21 protein-coding genes are annotated in these 18,422 nt (G+C 55.1%); 20 read left to right on the forward strand and 1 reads right to left on the reverse strand.

The window, feature by feature from the left end; translation table 11 throughout:
- Nucleotides 1-484 precede the first annotated feature (484 nt).
- The gene (rluC, locus tag EA20_RS0115685) at nt 485-1,447 is read left to right on the forward strand and encodes a 23S rRNA pseudouridine(955/2504/2580) synthase RluC (RefSeq protein ID WP_024967729.1); all 963 of its coding nucleotides are present in this window, start codon (nt 485-487) and stop codon (nt 1,445-1,447) included.
- Between the two features lie 429 nt (nt 1,448-1,876).
- Here rluC and EA20_RS0115690 read toward each other — a convergent pair whose 3' ends face one another.
- Nucleotides 1,877-2,494, reverse strand: coding sequence for a nucleoside triphosphate pyrophosphatase (locus EA20_RS0115690; RefSeq protein WP_024967730.1), 618 nt, complete (start codon nt 2,492-2,494; stop codon nt 1,877-1,879).
- A gap of 142 nt (nt 2,495-2,636) precedes the next feature.
- On the opposite strand from EA20_RS0115690, the gene yceD reads away from it, so the two are divergent.
- From yceD to nagZ, 19 genes are all read left to right on the forward strand, one after another.
- Nucleotides 2,637-3,158, forward strand: coding sequence for a 23S rRNA accumulation protein YceD (yceD, locus tag EA20_RS0115695; protein ID WP_024967731.1), 522 nt, complete (start codon nt 2,637-2,639; stop codon nt 3,156-3,158).
- A 14-nt stretch (nt 3,159-3,172) separates the two neighbouring features.
- A complete protein-coding gene (rpmF, locus tag EA20_RS20380) occupies nt 3,173-3,343 on the forward strand; it encodes a 50S ribosomal protein L32 (protein ID WP_071995435.1) in 171 nt (56 codons plus the stop codon).
- 26 nt (nt 3,344-3,369) lie between these two features.
- Nucleotides 3,370-4,404, forward strand: a complete 1,035-nt coding sequence (gene plsX, locus EA20_RS0115700; RefSeq protein ID WP_024967732.1) for a phosphate acyltransferase PlsX — start codon at nt 3,370-3,372, stop codon at nt 4,402-4,404.
- Nucleotides 4,405-4,409: 5 nt separating this feature from the next.
- The gene (locus tag EA20_RS0115705) at nt 4,410-5,363 is read left to right on the forward strand and encodes a beta-ketoacyl-ACP synthase III (protein ID WP_024967733.1); all 954 of its coding nucleotides are present in this window, start codon (nt 4,410-4,412) and stop codon (nt 5,361-5,363) included.
- Between the two features lie 16 nt (nt 5,364-5,379).
- Complete coding sequence (fabD, locus tag EA20_RS0115710; protein ID WP_024967734.1) at nt 5,380-6,303, forward strand: ACP S-malonyltransferase; 924 nt, start codon at nt 5,380-5,382, stop codon at nt 6,301-6,303.
- 19 nt (nt 6,304-6,322) lie between these two features.
- Nucleotides 6,323-7,057 carry a 3-oxoacyl-ACP reductase FabG gene (fabG, locus tag EA20_RS0115715; RefSeq protein WP_024967735.1) on the forward strand — a complete coding sequence of 245 codons (735 nt, stop codon included), beginning with the start codon at nt 6,323-6,325 and terminating at the stop codon, nt 7,055-7,057.
- Nucleotides 7,058-7,210: 153 nt separating this feature from the next.
- Entirely contained in the window at nt 7,211-7,447 is a 237-nt protein-coding gene (acpP, locus tag EA20_RS0115720; protein WP_004157115.1) for an acyl carrier protein, read from the forward strand.
- An 88-nt stretch (nt 7,448-7,535) separates the two neighbouring features.
- Nucleotides 7,536-8,777, forward strand: coding sequence for a beta-ketoacyl-ACP synthase II (fabF, locus tag EA20_RS0115725; RefSeq protein ID WP_024967736.1), 1,242 nt, complete (start codon nt 7,536-7,538; stop codon nt 8,775-8,777).
- Between the two features lie 262 nt (nt 8,778-9,039).
- On the forward strand, nt 9,040-9,849 hold the full coding sequence (gene pabC, locus EA20_RS0115730; protein ID WP_024967737.1) for an aminodeoxychorismate lyase: 810 nt from the start codon (nt 9,040-9,042) through the stop codon (nt 9,847-9,849).
- Between the two features lie 3 nt (nt 9,850-9,852).
- Nucleotides 9,853-10,872 carry an endolytic transglycosylase MltG gene (gene mltG, locus EA20_RS0115735; protein ID WP_024967738.1) on the forward strand — a complete coding sequence of 340 codons (1,020 nt, stop codon included), beginning with the start codon at nt 9,853-9,855 and terminating at the stop codon, nt 10,870-10,872.
- A complete protein-coding gene (gene tmk, locus EA20_RS0115740; protein ID WP_024967739.1) occupies nt 10,862-11,494 on the forward strand; it encodes a dTMP kinase in 633 nt (210 codons plus the stop codon). Before mltG ends, tmk begins: the two co-directional genes overlap by 11 nt.
- Entirely contained in the window at nt 11,491-12,480 is a 990-nt protein-coding gene (gene holB, locus EA20_RS0115745) for a DNA polymerase III subunit delta' (RefSeq protein WP_024967740.1), read from the forward strand. Before tmk ends, holB begins: the two co-directional genes overlap by 4 nt.
- Nucleotides 12,481-12,494: 14 nt before the next feature.
- A complete protein-coding gene (locus tag EA20_RS0115750; RefSeq protein ID WP_024967741.1) occupies nt 12,495-13,289 on the forward strand; it encodes a metal-dependent hydrolase in 795 nt (264 codons plus the stop codon).
- Between the two features lie 288 nt (nt 13,290-13,577).
- Nucleotides 13,578-15,011, forward strand: a complete 1,434-nt coding sequence (gene ptsG, locus EA20_RS0115755; RefSeq protein ID WP_024967742.1) for a PTS glucose transporter subunit IIBC — start codon at nt 13,578-13,580, stop codon at nt 15,009-15,011.
- 171 nt (nt 15,012-15,182) lie between these two features.
- Complete coding sequence (hinT, locus tag EA20_RS0115760) at nt 15,183-15,533, forward strand: purine nucleoside phosphoramidase (RefSeq protein ID WP_024967743.1); 351 nt, start codon at nt 15,183-15,185, stop codon at nt 15,531-15,533.
- 31 nt (nt 15,534-15,564) lie between these two features.
- On the forward strand, nt 15,565-15,933 hold the full coding sequence (locus EA20_RS0115765) for a YcfL family protein (RefSeq protein WP_024967744.1): 369 nt from the start codon (nt 15,565-15,567) through the stop codon (nt 15,931-15,933).
- Between the two features lie 11 nt (nt 15,934-15,944).
- Entirely contained in the window at nt 15,945-16,541 is a 597-nt protein-coding gene (gene lpoB, locus EA20_RS0115770) for a penicillin-binding protein activator LpoB (RefSeq protein WP_024967745.1), read from the forward strand.
- Entirely contained in the window at nt 16,501-17,370 is an 870-nt protein-coding gene (gene thiK, locus EA20_RS0115775) for a thiamine kinase (RefSeq protein WP_051516384.1), read from the forward strand. Before lpoB ends, thiK begins: the two co-directional genes overlap by 41 nt.
- 10 nt (nt 17,371-17,380) lie before the next feature.
- A complete protein-coding gene (nagZ, locus tag EA20_RS0115780; protein ID WP_024967747.1) occupies nt 17,381-18,403 on the forward strand; it encodes a beta-N-acetylhexosaminidase in 1,023 nt (340 codons plus the stop codon).
- Nucleotides 18,404-18,422 lie beyond the last annotated feature (19 nt).

An 18,422-nucleotide genomic window follows, 5' to 3' on the forward strand; every position in this document is an offset into this window, starting at 1 on the left:
AAGCCGTCAACCTCCCGGTTGTCGGCGGCTCAAGGGGCGCAAAATCTCGGCAGCCTGTTTCACATTAGGAAAAACAGCGCTTTTAAATGAAAGAGGGGAGCCGCCAGTTAAAACCTGAGTGAACCAATCCCGTCTTGTCGTCCAGGCCGCAACCCGCAGCCCGCTAAATGCCTGATTACCTAAAACGTCTTACGCCATTGCTGCGTGTATGGGCTATCCGGCAAAATTTCTTATTAAGGCTATTTACTTGTTTCACAAGGTTTGAACCAGGAAAACGATAACATTATTCCATTGCTAACCTTGTGATAGCAAGGTGACTTTTTCCACGTTGCGATGTTTATTCCAGCTTTTAAGAGGAATTGCATAACATCAATGCAAATTGCCTAAAAACTGGCCGCAAAAGCGCAGTGAAAAAGGCTTACAGACAGTTAAGCACAGAAAAAGATGTGGCGCTATCCTCACGCCCTATTTAGAATCGCGCACCATGAAAACCAATACTCCAGCAGTACAGATCGTGACGATTTCTGCCGATGAAGCAGGACAACGCATCGATAATTTTTTACGTACGCAGCTTAAAGGCGTGCCGAAAAGCATGATTTACCGCATTCTGCGTAAGGGTGAGGTACGGGTAAATAAAGGACGCATTAAGCCGGAATATAAGCTTGTCGCCGGCGATGAAGTCCGTATTCCGCCGGTCCGTGTTGCTGAACGTGACGAGGCCGCTGTTTCCCCCAAACTGGATAAAGTGGCGGCGCTGTCGAAGGCGATTCTTTATGAGGATGAGTATATTCTCGTGATGAATAAGCCTTCCGGTACGGCTGTACATGGCGGCAGCGGGTTAAGCTTTGGTGTCATTGAAGGATTGCGGGCGCTGCGCCCTGAGGCCCGCTTCCTTGAGCTGGTTCACCGCCTGGATCGCGACACGTCAGGCATCCTGCTGGTGGCCAAAAAGCGTTCCGCATTGCGATCGCTACACGAACAGCTGCGTGAAAAGGGAATGCAGAAGGATTATCTGGCGCTGGTACGCGGCCAGTGGCCATCGCATATCAAATCCGTTCAGGCTCCCCTTTTGAAAAATATTCTGCAAAGCGGAGAGCGCATTGTCCGGGTTAACAGCGAGGGGAAACCCTCAGAAACGCGTTTCAAAGTCGAAGAGCGATTTGCGAATGCTACGCTGATCAAGGCGAGCCCCATCACCGGCAGGACTCACCAGATCCGTGTGCATACCCTGCATGCGGGCCATCCTATCGCCTGTGACGATCGTTACGGCGAGCGCGACTTTGATGCACAGCTGGCACCGACCGGCCTTAAAAGGCTGTTTTTACATGCCGCTGCGCTGAAATTCACTCATCCAAATACGGGAGAAGTGATGCGTGTAGAGGCGCCGCTGGATGCTGATCTGAAGCGCTGTCTTGAGGTGCTGCGGAAGCATTCTCCGGCGAAGTGATGCCTGGTGCATCATCGCTCCAGGTCAGGCTGGGATGACTGGCTTTAGTAAAAGCCGGTCAAAAGGGTTCTGGAGATCGTCAGCGGTAAGGTACGGTTCTGCCAGAACGTCCTGAATCCGTCACGGGATGCTCGCTTGCCGCATCGCTGCGGTAAACGTCCGGCTGAGACGTACCTGACTGCCATCTATAGATTGCACTGTTGTCGAAAAGAAAGGAGTGCAAATCCCGCTCTTTTGCCACAGGCTTCCTGTGGTAATAAGTTGCAGGCCGTACTTACAAGCAACTCCTCTTTACCACCACGGCCTTGCTGCTGGCGGGAGGGCTATCTGGATAGGCGGACCTTTCCGCGCCATGGGCAGCGCGAACAGAGCGTGTCAGGAATGACGTTTTTTGCGAGTCTTTGTTCCGGATAACCCCTCTCGCTGTGCTTACCTGCCGGAAGCAGCTGATCCGGGACAGACCTGACCTTTTAGCGGATCGACTCCCGCTTCCCGCAGCATTTCACAAAGCGCGATCAGCGGCAGCCCGACCAGCGTATTAGGATCGCGGCCCGTTAATCTGTCGAATAGCGTGATGCCTAATCCTTCGCTCTTAAAGCTACCTGCACAGCCCAGCGGCTGCTCTTTGCGAACATAATTAATAATCTCCTGCTCCGTTAATGATCTGAAATCCACGCTGAAAGGTTCACAAATCACCTTCAGGCTATCCTCGCTGCTATTAAAAAGCGCAAGGCCGGTATAAAAAATCACGCTATGGCCGCTGGCCTGGCGTAGTTGATCGCAGGCTTTCTCTTCCGTATGCGGTTTTCCGGTTATCTTGCCGTCTATTACGCAAACCTGATCGGAGCCGATAATCAGATGGTCAGAATAGCTTTTCGCCAGCGCGCGAGCCTTGGCCGCGGCAAGGCGCTGCACCAGATCTATCGCGGATTCTCCGGGCTGCGGCGTTTCATCCACCTCCGGCGCAGCAGTAATAAAAGGCAGGCCCAGCTTCTCCAGCAGCGCTTTACGGAAAGGAGAGGTTGAAGCTAAAACAAGTCGGGTCATATTTTTTTCCAGAATAGATAGCGAATTCGTCCGCCGCATTTTAAACTATGCGCCGCAATGGATGCGTATTATGGGGGAAAGGTGCGTTTAAACGGCCTTTTTCTTTGACTCTATCTCGTTACAAAGTTAATATGCGCGCCCTATGCAAAAGGTAAAATTACCCCTGACTCTCGATCCGGTCCGTACCGCTCAAAAACGCCTTGATTATCAGGGCGTTTACACCCCTGAACAGGTGGAGCGCGTGGCCGAATCGGTAGTGAGCGTGGACAGCGATGTTGAATGTACGATGTCGTTCGCGATTGATAACCAGCGGTTAGCCGTACTCAAGGGTACGGCGGCGGTTTCCGTTACGCTGTGTTGTCAACGCTGCGGCCAGTCTTTCCCGCATCAGGTCCACGTGACGTATTGTTTTAGCCCGGTCGTCACCGACGAGCAGGCTGAAGCACTGCCGGAAGCGTACGAGCCGATCGAGGTCAACGAGTTTGGCGAAATCGATCTGCTGGCGGTGGTTGAAGATGAAATTATCCTCGCCCTGCCTGTCGTTCCGGTGCATGATTCTGAACACTGTGAAGTGTCCGAGGCGGACATGGTCTTTGGCAAATTGCCTCCAGAGGCGGAAAAACCAAACCCATTTGCCGTATTAGCCAGTTTAAAGCGTAAGTAATAGGAGTAAGGTCCATGGCCGTACAACAGAATAAACCAACCCGTTCCAAACGTGGCATGCGTCGCTCTCACGATGCGCTGTCCACAACCACTCTTTCCGTAGATAAAGTTTCTGGCGAAACGCATCTGCGTCACCACATCACTGCGGATGGCTACTACCGCGGTCGCAAGGTCATCGCTAAGTAATTCTTGCGGAACAGCGCGGCGATACTTTGACACGTTTGACCCTGGCAATAGACGCCATGGGCGGGGACTTCGGTCCCTGCGTGACAGTGCCTGCGGCAATGCAGGCACTGGCCTCGTATCCGTACCTGCATTTTCTTCTGGTCGGCGATCCCGACATCATCACGCCATTCCTCGCAAAAGCTGATTCAGCCACTTTGGCACGTCTGGACGTTATTCCTGCCGAGTCAGTTATTGCGAGTGATGCCTTACCCTCACAGGCGATACGTCACAGCCGTGGCACCTCTATGCGCGTGGCGCTGGAGCTGGTAAAAGCGGGCAGGGCGCAGGCCTGCGTCAGCGCCGGTAATACCGGTGCGCTGATGGGGCTTTCTAAACTCCTGCTTAAGCCGCTTGCGGGCATTGAGCGTCCGGCACTGATGACGGTGCTGCCCAATCAGCAGGCGGGGAAAACGGTGCTGCTGGACCTTGGCGCGAATGTCGATTCCGACAGCGCCATGCTGGTGCAGTTTGCGGTGATGGGCGCCGTGATGGCGGAGGAAATCCTGGCTGTCGCTTCGCCACGCGTGGCGTTGCTGAATATTGGCCAGGAAGAAACCAAAGGGTTGACCAGCATCCGTGACGCCGCAGCTATTCTGCGCCGGACGCCGGAAATTAACTATATTGGATATCTTGAAGGTAACGATCTTCTTACCGGAAAAACGGATGTGCTGGTCTGCGACGGATTTGTGGGCAATGTGACGTTAAAAACCATGGAGGGTGTGGTAAGACTGTTCCTTTCGCTGTTGACATCCCAGAGCGAAGGTAAAAAAAAGGCGTGGTGGATGCCGCTGGTAGCGCGTTTTGTTAAAAAACGACTCAGTAAGCGCTTCGGCCATCTTAATCCCGACCAGTACAATGGTGCCTGCCTGTTAGGATTACGCGGCACGGTGATTAAAAGTCACGGTGGTGCCAATCAGCGCGCATTTGCAGCGGCAATCGAACAGGCAGAGCAGGCGGTGCGACGGCAGATCCCTGAACGGATTGCTGCGCGCCTACAGGCTGTATTACCTAAGAGTGACTGACGTACATGTATACGAAGATTATCGGTACGGGCAGCTATCTGCCCGAACAGGTGCGGACTAACGCCGATCTGGAAAAAATGGTGGATACATCGGACGAGTGGATTGTCACCCGTACCGGTATTCGTGAGCGTCGCATTGCTGCACCGGATGAAACCGTGGCCACAATGGGCTTTGAGGCGGCGCAACGCGCGCTGGAAATGGCCGGGGTCGATAAAAACGATATCGGTCTGATTGTGGTGGCCACCACCTCATCAAGCCACGCTTTCCCCAGCTCAGCCTGTATGGTCCAGAATATGCTGGGTATTAAAGACGCGGCGGCTTTTGACCTTGCGGCCGCCTGCGCCGGCTTTACCTATGCGCTGAGCGTTGCCGATCAGTACATCAAAAACGGCGTAGTCAAAAACGCGCTGGTGATTGGTGCTGACGTGCTGGCGCGTACGCTGGATCCGGAAGATCGCGGTACGATCATTCTGTTCGGCGACGGTGCGGGGGCTGCGGTGCTGGGTGCCAGCGAAGAGCAGGGGATCATCTCCACCCACCTTCACGCGGATGGACGTTATGGCCAGCTGCTTACCCTACCTTATCAGGATCGTGCGAACCAGGATCAGCCTTCCTATCTGACGATGGCCGGTAACGAGGTCTTTAAGGTAGCGGTAACCGAACTCGCGCATATCGTTGACGAAACGCTGAAAGCAAACAATCTCGAACGCGAAGCCATCGACTGGCTGGTGCCGCATCAGGCCAACCTGCGTATCATCAGCGCCACCGCCCGTAAGCTGGGTATGGGGATGGATAAAGTGGTTGTTACGCTCGATCGCCATGGCAACACCTCTGCCGCTTCCGTTCCTGCTGCGCTGGATGAAGCTGTGCGAGATGGACGTATTAAGCCGGGCCAGCTGGTTCTGCTGGAAGCCTTTGGCGGCGGTTTCACCTGGGGTTCGGCGCTGGTTCGTTTTTGATTAAAAGGACATCACAATGACGCAATTTGCAATGGTTTTTCCGGGTCAGGGATCGCAGGCGGTAGGTATGCTGGCCGGGCTGGCGGTTGAAAATCCGACGGTTGAACGTACTTTCCGTGAGGTATCTGACGCGCTGGGTTACGATCTCTGGGCGCTGGTCCAAAATGGCCCTGTGGAAGAACTGAACAAAACCTGGCAAACGCAGCCTGCGTTACTGGCCGCTTCTGTTGCTATTTTCCGCGTTTGGCAGGAAAAAGGCGGATCTCAGCCCGCAATGCTGGCAGGACACAGCCTTGGCGAGTATAGTGCGCTGGTTTGTGCGGGCGTGCTCGATTTTGCGGATGCTATTCGTCTTGTTGAGCTGCGCGGTAAGCTGATGCAGGAAGCGGTGCCGGAAGGCACGGGCGCAATGCAGGCTATTATCGGTCTGGATGATGACGCCATTGCAAAAGCCTGTGAAGAATCCGCACAGGGACAGGTTGTGTCACCGGTGAACTACAATTCCCCGGGACAGGTGGTCATTGCCGGAAATAAAGAGGCAGTTGAGCGTGCCGGTGCGGCCTGTAAGGCTGCCGGCGCCAAGCGTGCGCTGCCGCTGCCGGTCAGCGTGCCTTCCCACTGCGCGTTAATGAAACCCGCAGCCGATAAACTGGCTGCCGCGCTGGAAGCACTGACCTTTAACACGCCGGTCTTCCCGGTGGTGAACAATGTTGATGTCCGGTGTGAAACTTCGCCGGAAGCGATCCGCAATGCGCTGGTTCGCCAGTTATACAACCCGGTTCGCTGGACGGGCTGCGTTGAATTTATGGCAGCGCAAGGGATAACCACGCTGCTGGAAATGGGGCCAGGCAAAGTGCTGACCGGCCTGACCAAACGTATTGTTGATACCCTGGCGGCGGCGCCGGTTAACGATCCGGCCAGCCTGTCGGCGGCGCTTTAACAGTCAGACGAGGATAAAGATGAGCTTCGAAGGAAAAATCGCGCTGGTTACCGGTGCAAGTCGCGGAATTGGTCGCGCTATCGCAGAAACGCTGGTTGCCCGCGGTGCTAAAGTTATTGGCACGGCGACCAGTCAGAGCGGGGCGGAAGCCATTAGCGGCTGGCTTGGCGACAACGGCAAAGGCATGCTGCTCAACGTGACCGATAGCGCGTCCATCGAGAGCGTGCTGGAAACGATTCGCGCTGAATTTGGCGAAGTGGACATTTTAGTCAATAATGCTGGCATTACGCGTGATAATCTTCTGATGCGCATGAAGGAAGAGGAGTGGCAGGAGATCCTGGACACGAATCTGACTGCAGTATTCCGCCTGTCAAAAGCGGTAATGCGCGCTATGATGAAGAAACGCGTAGGCCGAATTATTACCATCGGTTCCGTTGTTGGAACTATGGGTAATGCGGGCCAGGCAAACTACGCAGCAGCAAAAGCGGGTTTGATCGGCTTCAGCAAGTCACTGGCGCGTGAAATCGCGTCACGTGGTATTACCGTTAACGTCGTGGCTCCTGGTTTCATTGAAACCGACATGACGCGTGCGCTGAGTGAAGATCAGCGTGCGGGCATCCTGGCGGAAGTGCCAGCGGGTCGCCTCGGCGACGCGCAGGAAATCGCCAATGCCGTTGCATTTTTAGCCTCTGACGAGGCAGCTTACATCACTGGTGAGACGCTGCACGTCAACGGCGGGATGTATATGGTCTGATAATCACGAAACTATTTGCGTTATTTGCGGTAATACCCGCAAAATAGCGTAAAATCGTGGTTTGACCAGCCGGGATTTAGTTGCATCTTTTTCACCATTTTATACACTACGAAAACCATCGCGAAAGCGAGTTTTGATAGGAAATTTAATAGTATGAGCACTATCGAAGAACGCGTTAAGAAAATCATTGGCGAGCAGCTGGGCGTTAAGCAGGAAGAAGTTGTTAACACTGCCTCTTTTGTAGAAGATCTGGGCGCTGATTCTCTTGATACCGTTGAGCTGGTAATGGCTCTGGAAGAAGAGTTTGATACCGAGATTCCGGACGAAGAAGCTGAGAAAATCACGACCGTTCAGGCAGCTATTGATTACATCAATGGTCACCAGGCTTAAGTGAGCATCTCCAGGCGGTCATTCGACCGCCTGAGTTTTATCTGTACGTCCCATATAGTGTCATTTTTTCCCTCCCTGGAGGACGAACGTGTCTAAGCGTCGTGTAGTTGTGACCGGTCTTGGCATGTTGTCTCCTGTCGGCAATACCGTAGAGTCTACCTGGAATGCTCTTGTTGCCGGTCAGAGTGGCATCAGCCCGATCGACTATTTTGATACTAGTGCCTACGCAACGCGTTTTGCTGGCTTAGTAAAGGACTTTAACTGTGAAGAGTTTATCTCGCGCAAAGATCAGCGCAAGATGGACGCCTTCATTCAATATGGCGTTGTCGCTGGCATTCAGGCCATGCAGGATTCCGGACTGGTCATTACCGATGAAAATGCCGATCGCATTGGTGCGGCTATCGGTTCTGGCATCGGCGGACTGGGTCTGATTGAAGAAAACCACGCCTCGCTGGTAAGTGGCGGACCGCGTAAAATAAGCCCTTTCTTCGTTCCTTCCACCATTGTTAACATGATAGCGGGTCACCTGACTATTATGTACGGCATGAAAGGACCGAGTATTGCTATTTCCACAGCCTGTACAACCGGCGTGCACAATATTGGCCATGCGGCGCGTATCATTGCCTACAATGACGCTGATGTGATGCTGGCAGGCGGCGCGGAAAAAGGCAGTACTCCGCTGGGAATGGGCGGTTTCGGCGCTGCACGCGCGCTTTCCACACGCAATGACGATCCGCAGGCGGCAAGCCGTCCGTGGGATAAAGATCGCGATGGCTTTGTGCTGGGCGACGGTGCGGGCATCGTGATGTTGGAAGAATACGAACACGCGAAGAAACGCGGCGCTAAAATCTATGCCGAGCTGGTTGGCTTTGGCATGAGCAGCGACGCGTACCATATGACCTCGCCACCGGAAAACGGTTCAGGCGCGGCGCTGGCGATGACGAATGCGCTGAAAGATGCGCAACTTTCGCCAGAACAGATTGGCTATATCAACGCGCACGGCACGTCCACGCCTGCCGGAGATAAAGCGGAGGCACAGGCAGTGAAGTCTGTCTTTGGTGAGGCTGCTAACCGCGTTATGGTCAGCTCAACCAAGTCAATGACCGGCCACCTGCTGGGCGCTGCGGGCGCGGTAGAGTCTATTTACTCTATCCTTGCACTGCGCGACCAGGTCATTCCTCCCACCATCAATCTGGATAATCCGGATGAAGGTTGCGATCTGGACTTTGTGCCGCATACGGCACGTCAGGTTAAGGGGCTTGAGTACGCACTGTGTAACTCTTTCGGCTTCGGTGGAACCAACGGTTCGTTGATATTCCGTAAAATCTGACCGTTGTCTGTCAGTCTGAAAAGGCCCGCGCTGCGGGCCTTTTTAATGCAACTCTTCCCGCCTCGTTGTAGCAGAGCAAATCAGCCAGTCAGGCGCATGGCAGCAGACTTCTCCTCTTTCATCACATTGTTCGTAACTTAAAAACTCTCCATCTGCCCAGTTCGCCTGGAAAGTGTGAGCAGGGTTGCGGCATCCGTTCACCGCGGTACAATTCAGGCCGGACAGTGAAAGCCACTGAGCAATGCCTATTCAGGGGACCTGCATGATTTGGATTAATGGCGAACCAGAAACCCACCTTGTAGCGAACGATCGCGCTGTTCAGTTTGGTGATGGTTGCTTTACCACTGCGCGCCTTATCAATGGCAGGGTGGTGGCCCTCGAACAGCATATTGAACGGCTCAGTCAGGCGTGTCAGCGGCTACAGATTGCCCATGTGGAGTGGCGCGCCCTGCGCAGAGAAATGATTGCGATCGCTTATGGCCAGGATGAAGGCGTACTGAAGGTGATCCTCTCCAGAGGGACCGGAGGGCGAGGATACAGCGCGAAGGGCTGCGAGCAGCCGACCCGTATATTGTCCGTTTCTCCCTATCCGGCGCATTACCATCAGCTTCGTCAGCGGGGCGCCCGTCTGGCGCTCAGTACGGTGCGCCTGAGCCGTAATCCTCTGCTGGCGGGGATTAAGCACCTTAACCGGCTTGAGCAGGTGCTTATTCGCACAGAGCTTGAGCAGACCGGCGCAGATGAAGCACTGGTGCTTGACACTGAAGGTCTGCTGGTGGAATGCTGTGCGGCCAATTTATTCTGGCGCCGGGGGGAGAAGGTCTTCACGCCCGATCTGAGTCATGCCGGGGTGAAGGGTATCCAGCGTCAGCACGTCATAAGAGTGCTTTGCGAGCGGGGCATCACCGTAGAAGAAGTTCGGACGCTGCCTGAAATCCTGGCCAGCGTGGACGAAGTGGTGATAACGAACGCCCTGATGCCGGTTCTGCCGGTATACCAGATTGAAAACTGGCGCTGGAACTCCCGCCAGCTGTTTGAGCTGATAAGCCACCACGATAATCAACATGGATAATTCATGACAGCAAAGCGAAAACTTTTTACCGGGGTTATTATTCTTCTTGTTGCGGCTGTCGCCTTCAGCTACTGGCAAATCCGCCAGTTTGCCGCTTCAGCGCTGACGATCAATCAGGAAACTATTTTTACGCTGCCAGCAGGCTCCGGACGAATCGCGCTGGAAGCGCGTCTGAATCAGCAGCATATTGTGCCAGAAAGTCCCTGGTTCGGCTGGCTGTTAAAGCTGGAACCTGAGCTGGCTAACTTCAAAGCGGGCACTTATCGCCTGACCAGCGGCATGAGCGTGCGTGAGATGCTGGCGCTGCTTTCTGCAGGGACTGAAGCCCAGTTCCCGGTCCGCTTTGTTGAAGGTACGCGCTTGCAGGAGTGGCTCGCAGCATTACGTGCAGCACCCTATATCAGGCATACGATCCCGGATGATAAACTCGCGACCGTCGCCGCCGCGCTGAAGCTTAACGAGCAGGAGCTGGAAGGCTGGTTTTATCCCAATACTTATCTCTATACCGCCAACACGACGGACGTGGAACTGCTTAAGCGAGCCCATGAGAAGATGACCAGCTTGGTTGATACGATCTGGGAAGGGCGAATGGCAGATCTTCCTTATAAAAATAAGAACGATCTGGTGACCATGGCGTCCATCATTGAGAAAGAAACGGCTGTCAGCGGTGAACGCAGCAAAGTCGCGTCAGTTTTCATTAACCGTCTCCGGCTGGGGATGCGTTTGCAAACCGATCCGACGGTCATTTATGGCATGGGTGACGGCTATAAAGGGAACCTGACAAGAAAGGATCTCGAAACGCCAACCCCATGGAATACCTATGTGATAAGCGGGATGCCGCCAGGCCCCATCGCTATGCCGGGCAAAGCCTCGCTTGAAGCCGCCGCACATCCGCTGAAGACGAATTTCCTCTACTTTGTCGCGGATGGTAAGGGGGGCCACACCTTTACCACTAATCTGGCAAGCCATAACCGGGCAGTTCAGGAGTGGCGCAGGATCGTTAAGGAACAGAATGAACGGTAAATTTATCGTGATTGAAGGGCTGGAAGGTGCAGGCAAAACCACCGCCCGGGATCGGGTTGTGGCGGAGCTTCAGCGTCAGGGCATTCAGGAGATCGTCTTTACCCGTGAGCCAGGCGGTACGCCGCTGGCGGAGAAGCTTCGCGAGTTAATCAAACAGGGTGTGGAAGGCGAGCAGGTGACTGATAAAGCCGAGCTGCTGATGCTGTACGCGGCCAGAGTGCAGCTTGTTGAAAACGTTATTAAACCGGCGCTGGCTCGCGGCGCCTGGGTGGTAGGAGATCGCCACGATCTCTCTTCGCAGGCTTATCAGGGCGGCGGACGCGGTATGGATACCGGGCTGATGGCGCAGCTGAAAAACAGCGTGCTGGGTGAATTTGCACCTGACCTGACGCTCTATCTCGATGTAACACCGGAAATCGGGCTTCAGCGCGCTCGCGCACGCGGTGAACTTGACCGTATCGAGCAGGAATCGCTGAATTTCTTTAGCCGCACCCGCGAGCGTTATCTGACGCTGGCCGCCAGCGATGCCCGAATTAAAACCATTGACGCCACTCAGCCTCTCGCTGACGTTTCTGAGGCCATTCGTGCAGTAGTGGCCGACTGGCTACAGGCACAGCCATGATCTGGTATCCGTGGCTGAATCAGCCCTATCGCCAGCTTATCGGCCAGCACCAGGCAGGGCGTGGGCACCATGCATTGCTGATTCAGGCGCTGCCGGGCATGGGCGACGATGCGCTGGTCTGGGGGATCAGCCGCTGGCTGATGTGTCAGCGGCGGGAAGGACTGAAAAGCTGCGGAAACTGTCATGCCTGTCAGCTTATGCAGGCGAATACCCATCCTGACTGGTATAAGCTGGAGCCGGAAAAAGGCAAAAACTCGCTGGGCATTGATGCTGTCCGCAGCGTAACGGAAAAACTCTATCATCACGCCCAGCAGGGGGGGGCAAAGGTCGTCTGGCTGCCAGATGCCGCACTGCTGACCGAAGCGGCAGCCAATGCCCTGCTGAAAACGCTGGAAGAGCCGCCAGCGAATACCTGGTTCCTGTTAAGCAGTCAGGCGCCGGCAAAGCTGCTCGCGACCCTGCGCAGCCGCTGCTTTAATTTCCATCTTGCCCCACCTGACGAAAGACAAAGCCTGAGCTGGCTGCAAAAGCAAAGCTCTGCTTCAGAAAATGAGATCCTCACCGCGCTGCGTCTGAGCGGTGGCGCGCCCGCTGCGGCGCTCTCGCTGCTGGAAGAAAAAAGCTGGGCCGCCCGTCAGACATTATGCCGTTCTCTGCCGGGCGCGGTAGAGGGCGATATGCTCACTCTGTTGCCCGCATTAAATCACGAAGATGCCGCCCGTCGTCTGGGCTGGCTCTGTGCGTTGCTGGTTGACGCGCTGAAATGGCAGCAGGGAGGCGGGGCGTTTATTGCGAATGTCGATCAGCAGCCGCTGATCGCCTCACTGGCAATGCAGTTACCGGGCAGCGCTCTGGACCAAAGCGTGCGCGACTGGATGCATTGCCGCGATCGTTTACTGAATGTGGTAGCGGTTAATCGTGAACTGCTGCTAACCGACCGTCTGCTGGGCTGGGAGCAGATGCTCCATGCCAGGCAGGCTAACTGAATCAGAGAGTATTTATGTTTTTAGTGGATTCACACTGCCATCTTGATGGCCTGGATTACGAGAACCTTCATCAGGATATCACCGACGTGCTGGCCAAAGCCGCCGCGCGCGACGTTAAGTTTATGCTGGCTGTGGCGACCACGCTGCCGGGCTACAAAGCCATGACCCAGCTTATTGGCGATCGTCCCGAAGTGGCCTACAGCTGCGGCGTACATCCGCTTAATCAGGATGAGCCGTATGATTTTGCCGAACTTCGCCAGCTTGCCGCCGATCCGCGTGTTGTGGCGATGGGCGAGACGGGCCTGGACTATTATTATCAGCAGGAAACCAAAGCGCAGCAGCAGGCCTCTTTCCGCGAACATATCCGCGTTGGCCGTGATTTGAACAAGCCTGTAATTGTCCATACACGCGACGCACGTGAAGATACGCTTGCGATTCTGAAAGAAGAAAGCGTCGAAGAGTGCGGTGGCGTACTACACTGTTTCACAGAAGATCGCGAAACCGCAGAGAAGCTGCTTGATATGGGTTTTTATATCTCCTTCTCCGGCATCGTGACTTTCCGCAACGCGGAAACGATCCGTGAGGCAGCACGTTATGTCCCACTGGACAGAATGCTGGTGGAAACGGACTCTCCTTATCTGGCGCCCGTGCCGCATCGGGGTAAAGAGAACCAGCCTGCCTACACCCGCGACGTCGCGGAGTATATGGCAGTGCTGAAAGGGGTGAGCGTTGAAGAGATGGCCGCCGCGACAACGCAAAACTTTTCACGGCTATTCCATGTGCCGCTTTCCCGCCTCGGCGGCAGTTGAGCATAATTTTATAGCTCGTAATTAATTGCCTGCGATCGTAGAGTGCATCGCCTGGAACGGGCGATGCGCTTTTTTTAGTCGCAAAAATGGGGTTTAATCCTAAAAAAAAGCCGCCACTTTACGGGTTGTTGAGTGAAACGTGATAGCCATCAAATTAATTTTTACTGATTTATTTTAGAGTTCTAAATAAATACCGGGCGCGCCAAGACGCCCTCCCGACGACGGATCCTCCCCCTGTCGTCACGCGCAGTGCGCGTAAAAAGCATCCATACTCAGGAGTTCCACAATATGTTTAAGAATGCATTTGCAAACCTGCAAAAGGTCGGTAAATCGCTGATGCTACCGGTCTCGGTTCTGCCGATTGCCGGTATTCTGCTGGGCGTCGGCTCGGCTAACTTCAGCTGGTTGCCAGCGGTAGTTTCTCACGTCATGGCTGAAGCGGGCGGGTCCGTCTTTGCCAACATGCCGCTGATCTTTGCGATCGGTGTGGCGCTGGGCTTCACCAATAACGATGGTGTTTCCGCGCTGGCAGCCGTGGTTGCTTACGGCATCATGGTGAAAACCATGGCCGTTGTGGCACCCCTGGTTCTGCATATGCCAGCGGGCGAAATAGAAGCGAAGCATCTGGCGGATACCGGCGTGTTGGGCGGGATTATCGCGGGTTCCATCGCCGCTTATATGTTTAACCGCTTCTACCGCATCAAGCTGCCAGAATATCTGGGCTTCTTTGCCGGTAAACGCTTTGTGCCGATTATCTCTGGCCTTGCGGCAATCTTCCTGGGCATCGTGCTCTCCTTTATCTGGCCTCCGATCGGGACGGCGATCCAGACCTTCTCGCAGTGGGCAGCCTATCAGAACCCAGTGGTAGCCTTCGGCATTTACGGTCTGGTGGAACGTTCTCTGGTGCCTTTCGGTCTGCACCACATCTGGAACGTCCCATTCCAGATGCAGATTGGTGAATTCACCAACGCAGCGGGCCAGGTTTTCCATGGCGATATTCCTCGTTACATGGCGGGCGACCCGACGGCAGGTAAACTCTCTGGCGGCTTCCTGTTTAAAATGTATGGCCTGCCAGCAGCAGCCATTGCCATCTGGCATTCTGCGAAACCGGAAAACCGTGCCAAAGTGGGCGGCATCATGATCTCCGCCGCACTGACTTCATTCCTGACAGGTATCACTGAACCGATCGAATTCTCGTTCATGTTCGTTGCGCCAGTGCTGTATGCGATCCATGCCATCCTGGCGGGCCTGGCGTTCCCAATCTGTATCCTGTTGGGCATGCGTGACGGTACCAGCTTCTCACACGGCCTGATCGACTTTGTGGTTCTGAGCGGCAACAGCAGCAATATCTGGCTGTTCCCTATCGTCGGGGTCATCTACGGTCTGATCTACTACACCGTGTTCCGCGTGATGATTGCTAAATTCAATCTGAAAACGCCGGGCCGCGAAGAGACAACCAGCGAACAGAGTACCGGTACGGCCAATGAAATGGCGGGTAACCTGGTTGCGGCGTTCGGCGGTAAAGAGAACATTACCAACCTTGACGCTTGTATCACTCGTCTGCGTGTAAGCGTGGCGGATGTATCCAAAGTGGATCAGTCCGGTCTGAAGCGTTTAGGTGCAGCGGGCGTGGTGGTTGCAGGCTCTGGTGTCCAGGCCATCTTTGGCACCAAGTCTGATAACCTGAAAACTGAGATGGACGATTATATCCGTAACAGTTAATGATCTGACGACAGAAAAGGGGCGCTTTAGCGCCCCTTTTTTTATGCCTGAAAGCCGCGACTGGGTTGATTACAACCAACCGCAGAAAGAAAAGTGACGGGAAGGTTGAAAGAAAACAAATTTCTCGCTCATACTGCCATAACTTAACTACGCCGCTTAAGGATATGCACTATGGCTGAAGAAACTCTGTTCAGTAAAATCATCCGCCGTGAAATTCCGGCTGACATCGTTTATCAGGATGAACTCGTTACCGCCTTTCGGGATATCTCACCCAAAGCGCCCACCCATATTCTAGTGGTGCCGAATATCATTATTCCTACCGCTAATGATGCCGTTGCCGGCCATGAAGCTGCGCTGGGCCGCATGATCACCGTGGCGGCGAAAATTGCCAAAGATGAAGGCATTGCCGAAGACGGCTACCGGCTGATCATCAACTGCAACCGTCACGGCGGACAGGAGGTCTACCATATTCATCTGCACCTTGTAGGCGGGCGTCCGCTGGGGCCGATGCTGGCGCAGTAAGGCGACATTGATGACGGATAAACACTCTATGATGCGGACTGTCGCAACCTGTGTGACCCTGCTCGCCTTACTGACCGGGTGTAGCAGCGAGCAAAGCACGATAAATACTTCACAGTCACTGATCATGGAATCGTCGGTGCTCTCCGCTGGGATCACCACTAACCAGCCGGTAATCGCCGAACGCGACGGACAGCAGCGGGCTTCATCCGTGCTTTATAACCAGCAGGAAAAAGCGGTAACGCTGCATTATCGCTTCTACTGGTACGACGATAAAGGACTGGAAATCCTGCCCTTTGAGCGTCCGGGAACGGCGGTGGTCGCCCCGCATGAGGAAGTTGAAATATCTTCGCAAACCGGTAATCTGACGGCCAGTAAAGTCCGGCTCTACCTGTATCTGTAAGAGGTTAACGCGTGAAAAAAAATATAAAACTGTCTGGCGTGCTCTGTCTGGCATTCATTCTCAGCGGCTGTATCAGTGAACAGCGTACGCAACCCCCGGCGCCCGTTGAGCCGGTCCAGCCCCAGCCCACGCAACCTGTCCCGCCACCCGCGCAGCCTGCGCCGGGCGAGACCGTGCCTCAGCCGCCAAAGATGCAGACCATTAACTGGGATGCCACCGTCACACCACTGGTGGCACAGATGTTAAAAGCGGACGGTATCACCGCAGGTAACATTCTGCTGGTGGACAGCGTTAAAAACAGCACCAACGGCAGGCTGCAGACGGCAAAAGCGACCGCTGCGCTGCAGAGCGCGCTGGAGAATAATACGCAGTTTACGCTGGTTGCGCCGGAACAGCTGGCGCAGGCCAAACAGACGCTTGGCCTTTCGGCGGAAGACAGCCTGGGCTCACGCAGTAAAGCCGTTGGGCTGGCGCGATATGTCGGGGCGCAATATGTGCTTTACAGCAACGCGCAGGGGGATGTGAAAGCGCCAAAAATTCAGATGCAGCTGATGCTGGTGCAGACAGGTGAAATTATCTGGTCAGGCAACGGTGACGCACAGTATTGATCCCTCGCTCAGCAAATTACTCGCACAAAAGTTTCCGGCGGCGCAATCCGCCGGTTCTTTTTTTCCGCTGGCAGGGCTGACCGGACAGACGGGAAAGGTCGAGCTGGACGGACGTACGCTGCTGGCGCGCAGGCAGCAGAGCGAGTATCCCATCCCCGGTGTTAACCGTCGTCGTGAATACCATATTCTGCGCCATCTGGGGGGAAGCGGTCTGGCGCCGGCGGTGCTGGGCATCAACCGTGAATGGCTGCTACTGTCATGGCTGCCCGGAGAAACCCTTGCTAGCGGCAGCCTTTCAGACTGTATCGCGCCGCTCACCGGGCTGGTCATCAGGCTCCACCGGCAGCCGCTCAGCGGTTACCGGCTTGATATGCTCAGACTGCTTGAAAGCTACTGGCTGCAAAGCCGCCCGTCACGCCGGCATTCTGGCTGGCTGAAGGCGCTGAAAGTGTGCCAGAGGCGCGGCGAACCCAGGCCGCTGCGGCTGGCCTTGCTGCATATGGATATTCACGCCGGCAATATCATTGTTGATCGGGATGGATTGCATCTGATCGACTGGGAATACGCCAGCGATGGTGATGTGGCGCTGGAGCTGGCGGCCACGATCGCTGGCAACGGGCTGGATAAGCAGAGCCAGTCGGACCTTACAGAGCGCTATGCTGAGCAGCAACGGCTCGATGTCAGGCAGCTGAACCATCAGATCCGCCTGTGGCAACCCTGGCTGAGATTGCTGATGGCCAGCTGGTATGAGCTGCGCTGGCAGCAGAGCGGCGACGCAATTTTTGACACGCTGGCGGCAGAGGCCTGGCAGCGTGTGGTAAACGATTAAGAGGTGAAGTGTGGGACCGGTAATGTTAGACGTGCTCGGCTACGAGCTGGATGCGGAAGAGCGTGAAATTTTACAACACCCGCTGGTGGGTGGACTTATCCTCTTTACCCGTAATTATCACGATCCCGCACAGTTAAGGGAACTGGTGAGGCAGATCCGGGCAGCGTCACGTCATCGTCTGGTGGTGGCCGTGGATCAGGAAGGCGGACGCGTACAGCGATTCCGTGAAGGCTTTACCCAGCTTCCTGCGATGCAGGCGTTTGCCGCACTGAATGAACAGAGCGAGGCGGCAACGCTCGCGGAGCAGGCAGGCTGGCTGATGGCCTGCGAAATGATCGCGATGGATATTGATATCAGCTTTGCGCCGGTGCTGGATATTGGTCATGTCAGCGCCGCTATCGGCGAGCGTAGTTTTCATGAAGATCCCGCCATTGCACTGAAAATGGCCCGACACTTTATCGACGGCATGCACAGCGCAGGCATGAAAACCACGGGTAAACACTTTCCGGGCCACGGCGCGGTCAGCGCCGATTCGCACAAAGAGACGCCCCGCGACAGCCGGAGCGAGGCGGAAATCCGCCGTCATGATATGCAAATCTTCCGGGAACTGATCGCCGGACAGAAGCTGGATGCCGTCATGCCGGCCCACGTTATCTATACTGAGGTGGATCCTCTCCCGGCCAGCGGCTCACCGCACTGGCTCAAAACGATTCTTCGCGGTGAACTGGGCTTTGAGGGCGTGATTTTCTCCGACGATTTGTCGATGGAAGGCGCAGCGATTATGGGCAGCTATGCCGAGCGTGGACAGGCCTCGCTGGACGCGGGCTGCGATATGATCCTGGTCTGTAATAACCGCAGCGGCGCGGTCAGCATTCTTGATAATCTGTCACCGATCAAGGCTGAACGCGTCACAACGCTTTATCATCAGGGCACATTTACCCGCCAGCAGCTGCTCAGTTCTTCTCGCTGGAAAGCGGCGAACCAGGCACTGAGCGCCCTGCATGCGCGCTGGCAGGCGCATAAAGAGAGCTGAATGGCTTAAGCAAAGAGGA

This window comes from Pantoea sp. IMH (assembly GCF_000599885.1).
GTDB lineage: Bacteria > Pseudomonadota > Gammaproteobacteria > Enterobacterales > Enterobacteriaceae > Erwinia.

Bases quoted from the DNA above. Each gene is read 5' to 3' on its own strand.
- fabG (WP_024967735.1), top strand. From the start codon at position 6,323: ATGAGCTTCGAAGGAAAAATCGCGCTGGTTACCGGTGCAAGTCGCGGA.
- holB (WP_024967740.1), top strand. From the start codon at position 11,491: ATGATCTGGTATCCGTGGCTGAATCAGCCCTATCGCCAGCTTATCGGC.
- EA20_RS0115705 (WP_024967733.1), top strand. From the start codon at position 4,410: ATGTATACGAAGATTATCGGTACGGGCAGCTATCTGCCCGAACAGGTG.
- EA20_RS0115690 (WP_024967730.1), bottom strand. From the start codon at position 2,494: ATGACCCGACTTGTTTTAGCTTCAACCTCTCCTTTCCGTAAAGCGCTG.
- fabD (WP_024967734.1), top strand. From the start codon at position 5,380: ATGACGCAATTTGCAATGGTTTTTCCGGGTCAGGGATCGCAGGCGGTA.
- yceD (WP_024967731.1), top strand. From the start codon at position 2,637: ATGCAAAAGGTAAAATTACCCCTGACTCTCGATCCGGTCCGTACCGCT.
- ptsG (WP_024967742.1), top strand. From the start codon at position 13,578: ATGTTTAAGAATGCATTTGCAAACCTGCAAAAGGTCGGTAAATCGCTG.
- pabC (WP_024967737.1), top strand. From the start codon at position 9,040: ATGATTTGGATTAATGGCGAACCAGAAACCCACCTTGTAGCGAACGAT.
- mltG (WP_024967738.1), top strand. From the start codon at position 9,853: ATGACAGCAAAGCGAAAACTTTTTACCGGGGTTATTATTCTTCTTGTT.
- EA20_RS0115750 (WP_024967741.1), top strand. From the start codon at position 12,495: ATGTTTTTAGTGGATTCACACTGCCATCTTGATGGCCTGGATTACGAG.
- tmk (WP_024967739.1), top strand. From the start codon at position 10,862: ATGAACGGTAAATTTATCGTGATTGAAGGGCTGGAAGGTGCAGGCAAA.
- acpP (WP_004157115.1), top strand. From the start codon at position 7,211: ATGAGCACTATCGAAGAACGCGTTAAGAAAATCATTGGCGAGCAGCTG.
- EA20_RS0115765 (WP_024967744.1), top strand. From the start codon at position 15,565: ATGCGGACTGTCGCAACCTGTGTGACCCTGCTCGCCTTACTGACCGGG.
- hinT (WP_024967743.1), top strand. From the start codon at position 15,183: ATGGCTGAAGAAACTCTGTTCAGTAAAATCATCCGCCGTGAAATTCCG.
- rpmF (WP_071995435.1), top strand. From the start codon at position 3,173: ATGGCCGTACAACAGAATAAACCAACCCGTTCCAAACGTGGCATGCGT.
- rluC (WP_024967729.1), top strand. From the start codon at position 485: ATGAAAACCAATACTCCAGCAGTACAGATCGTGACGATTTCTGCCGAT.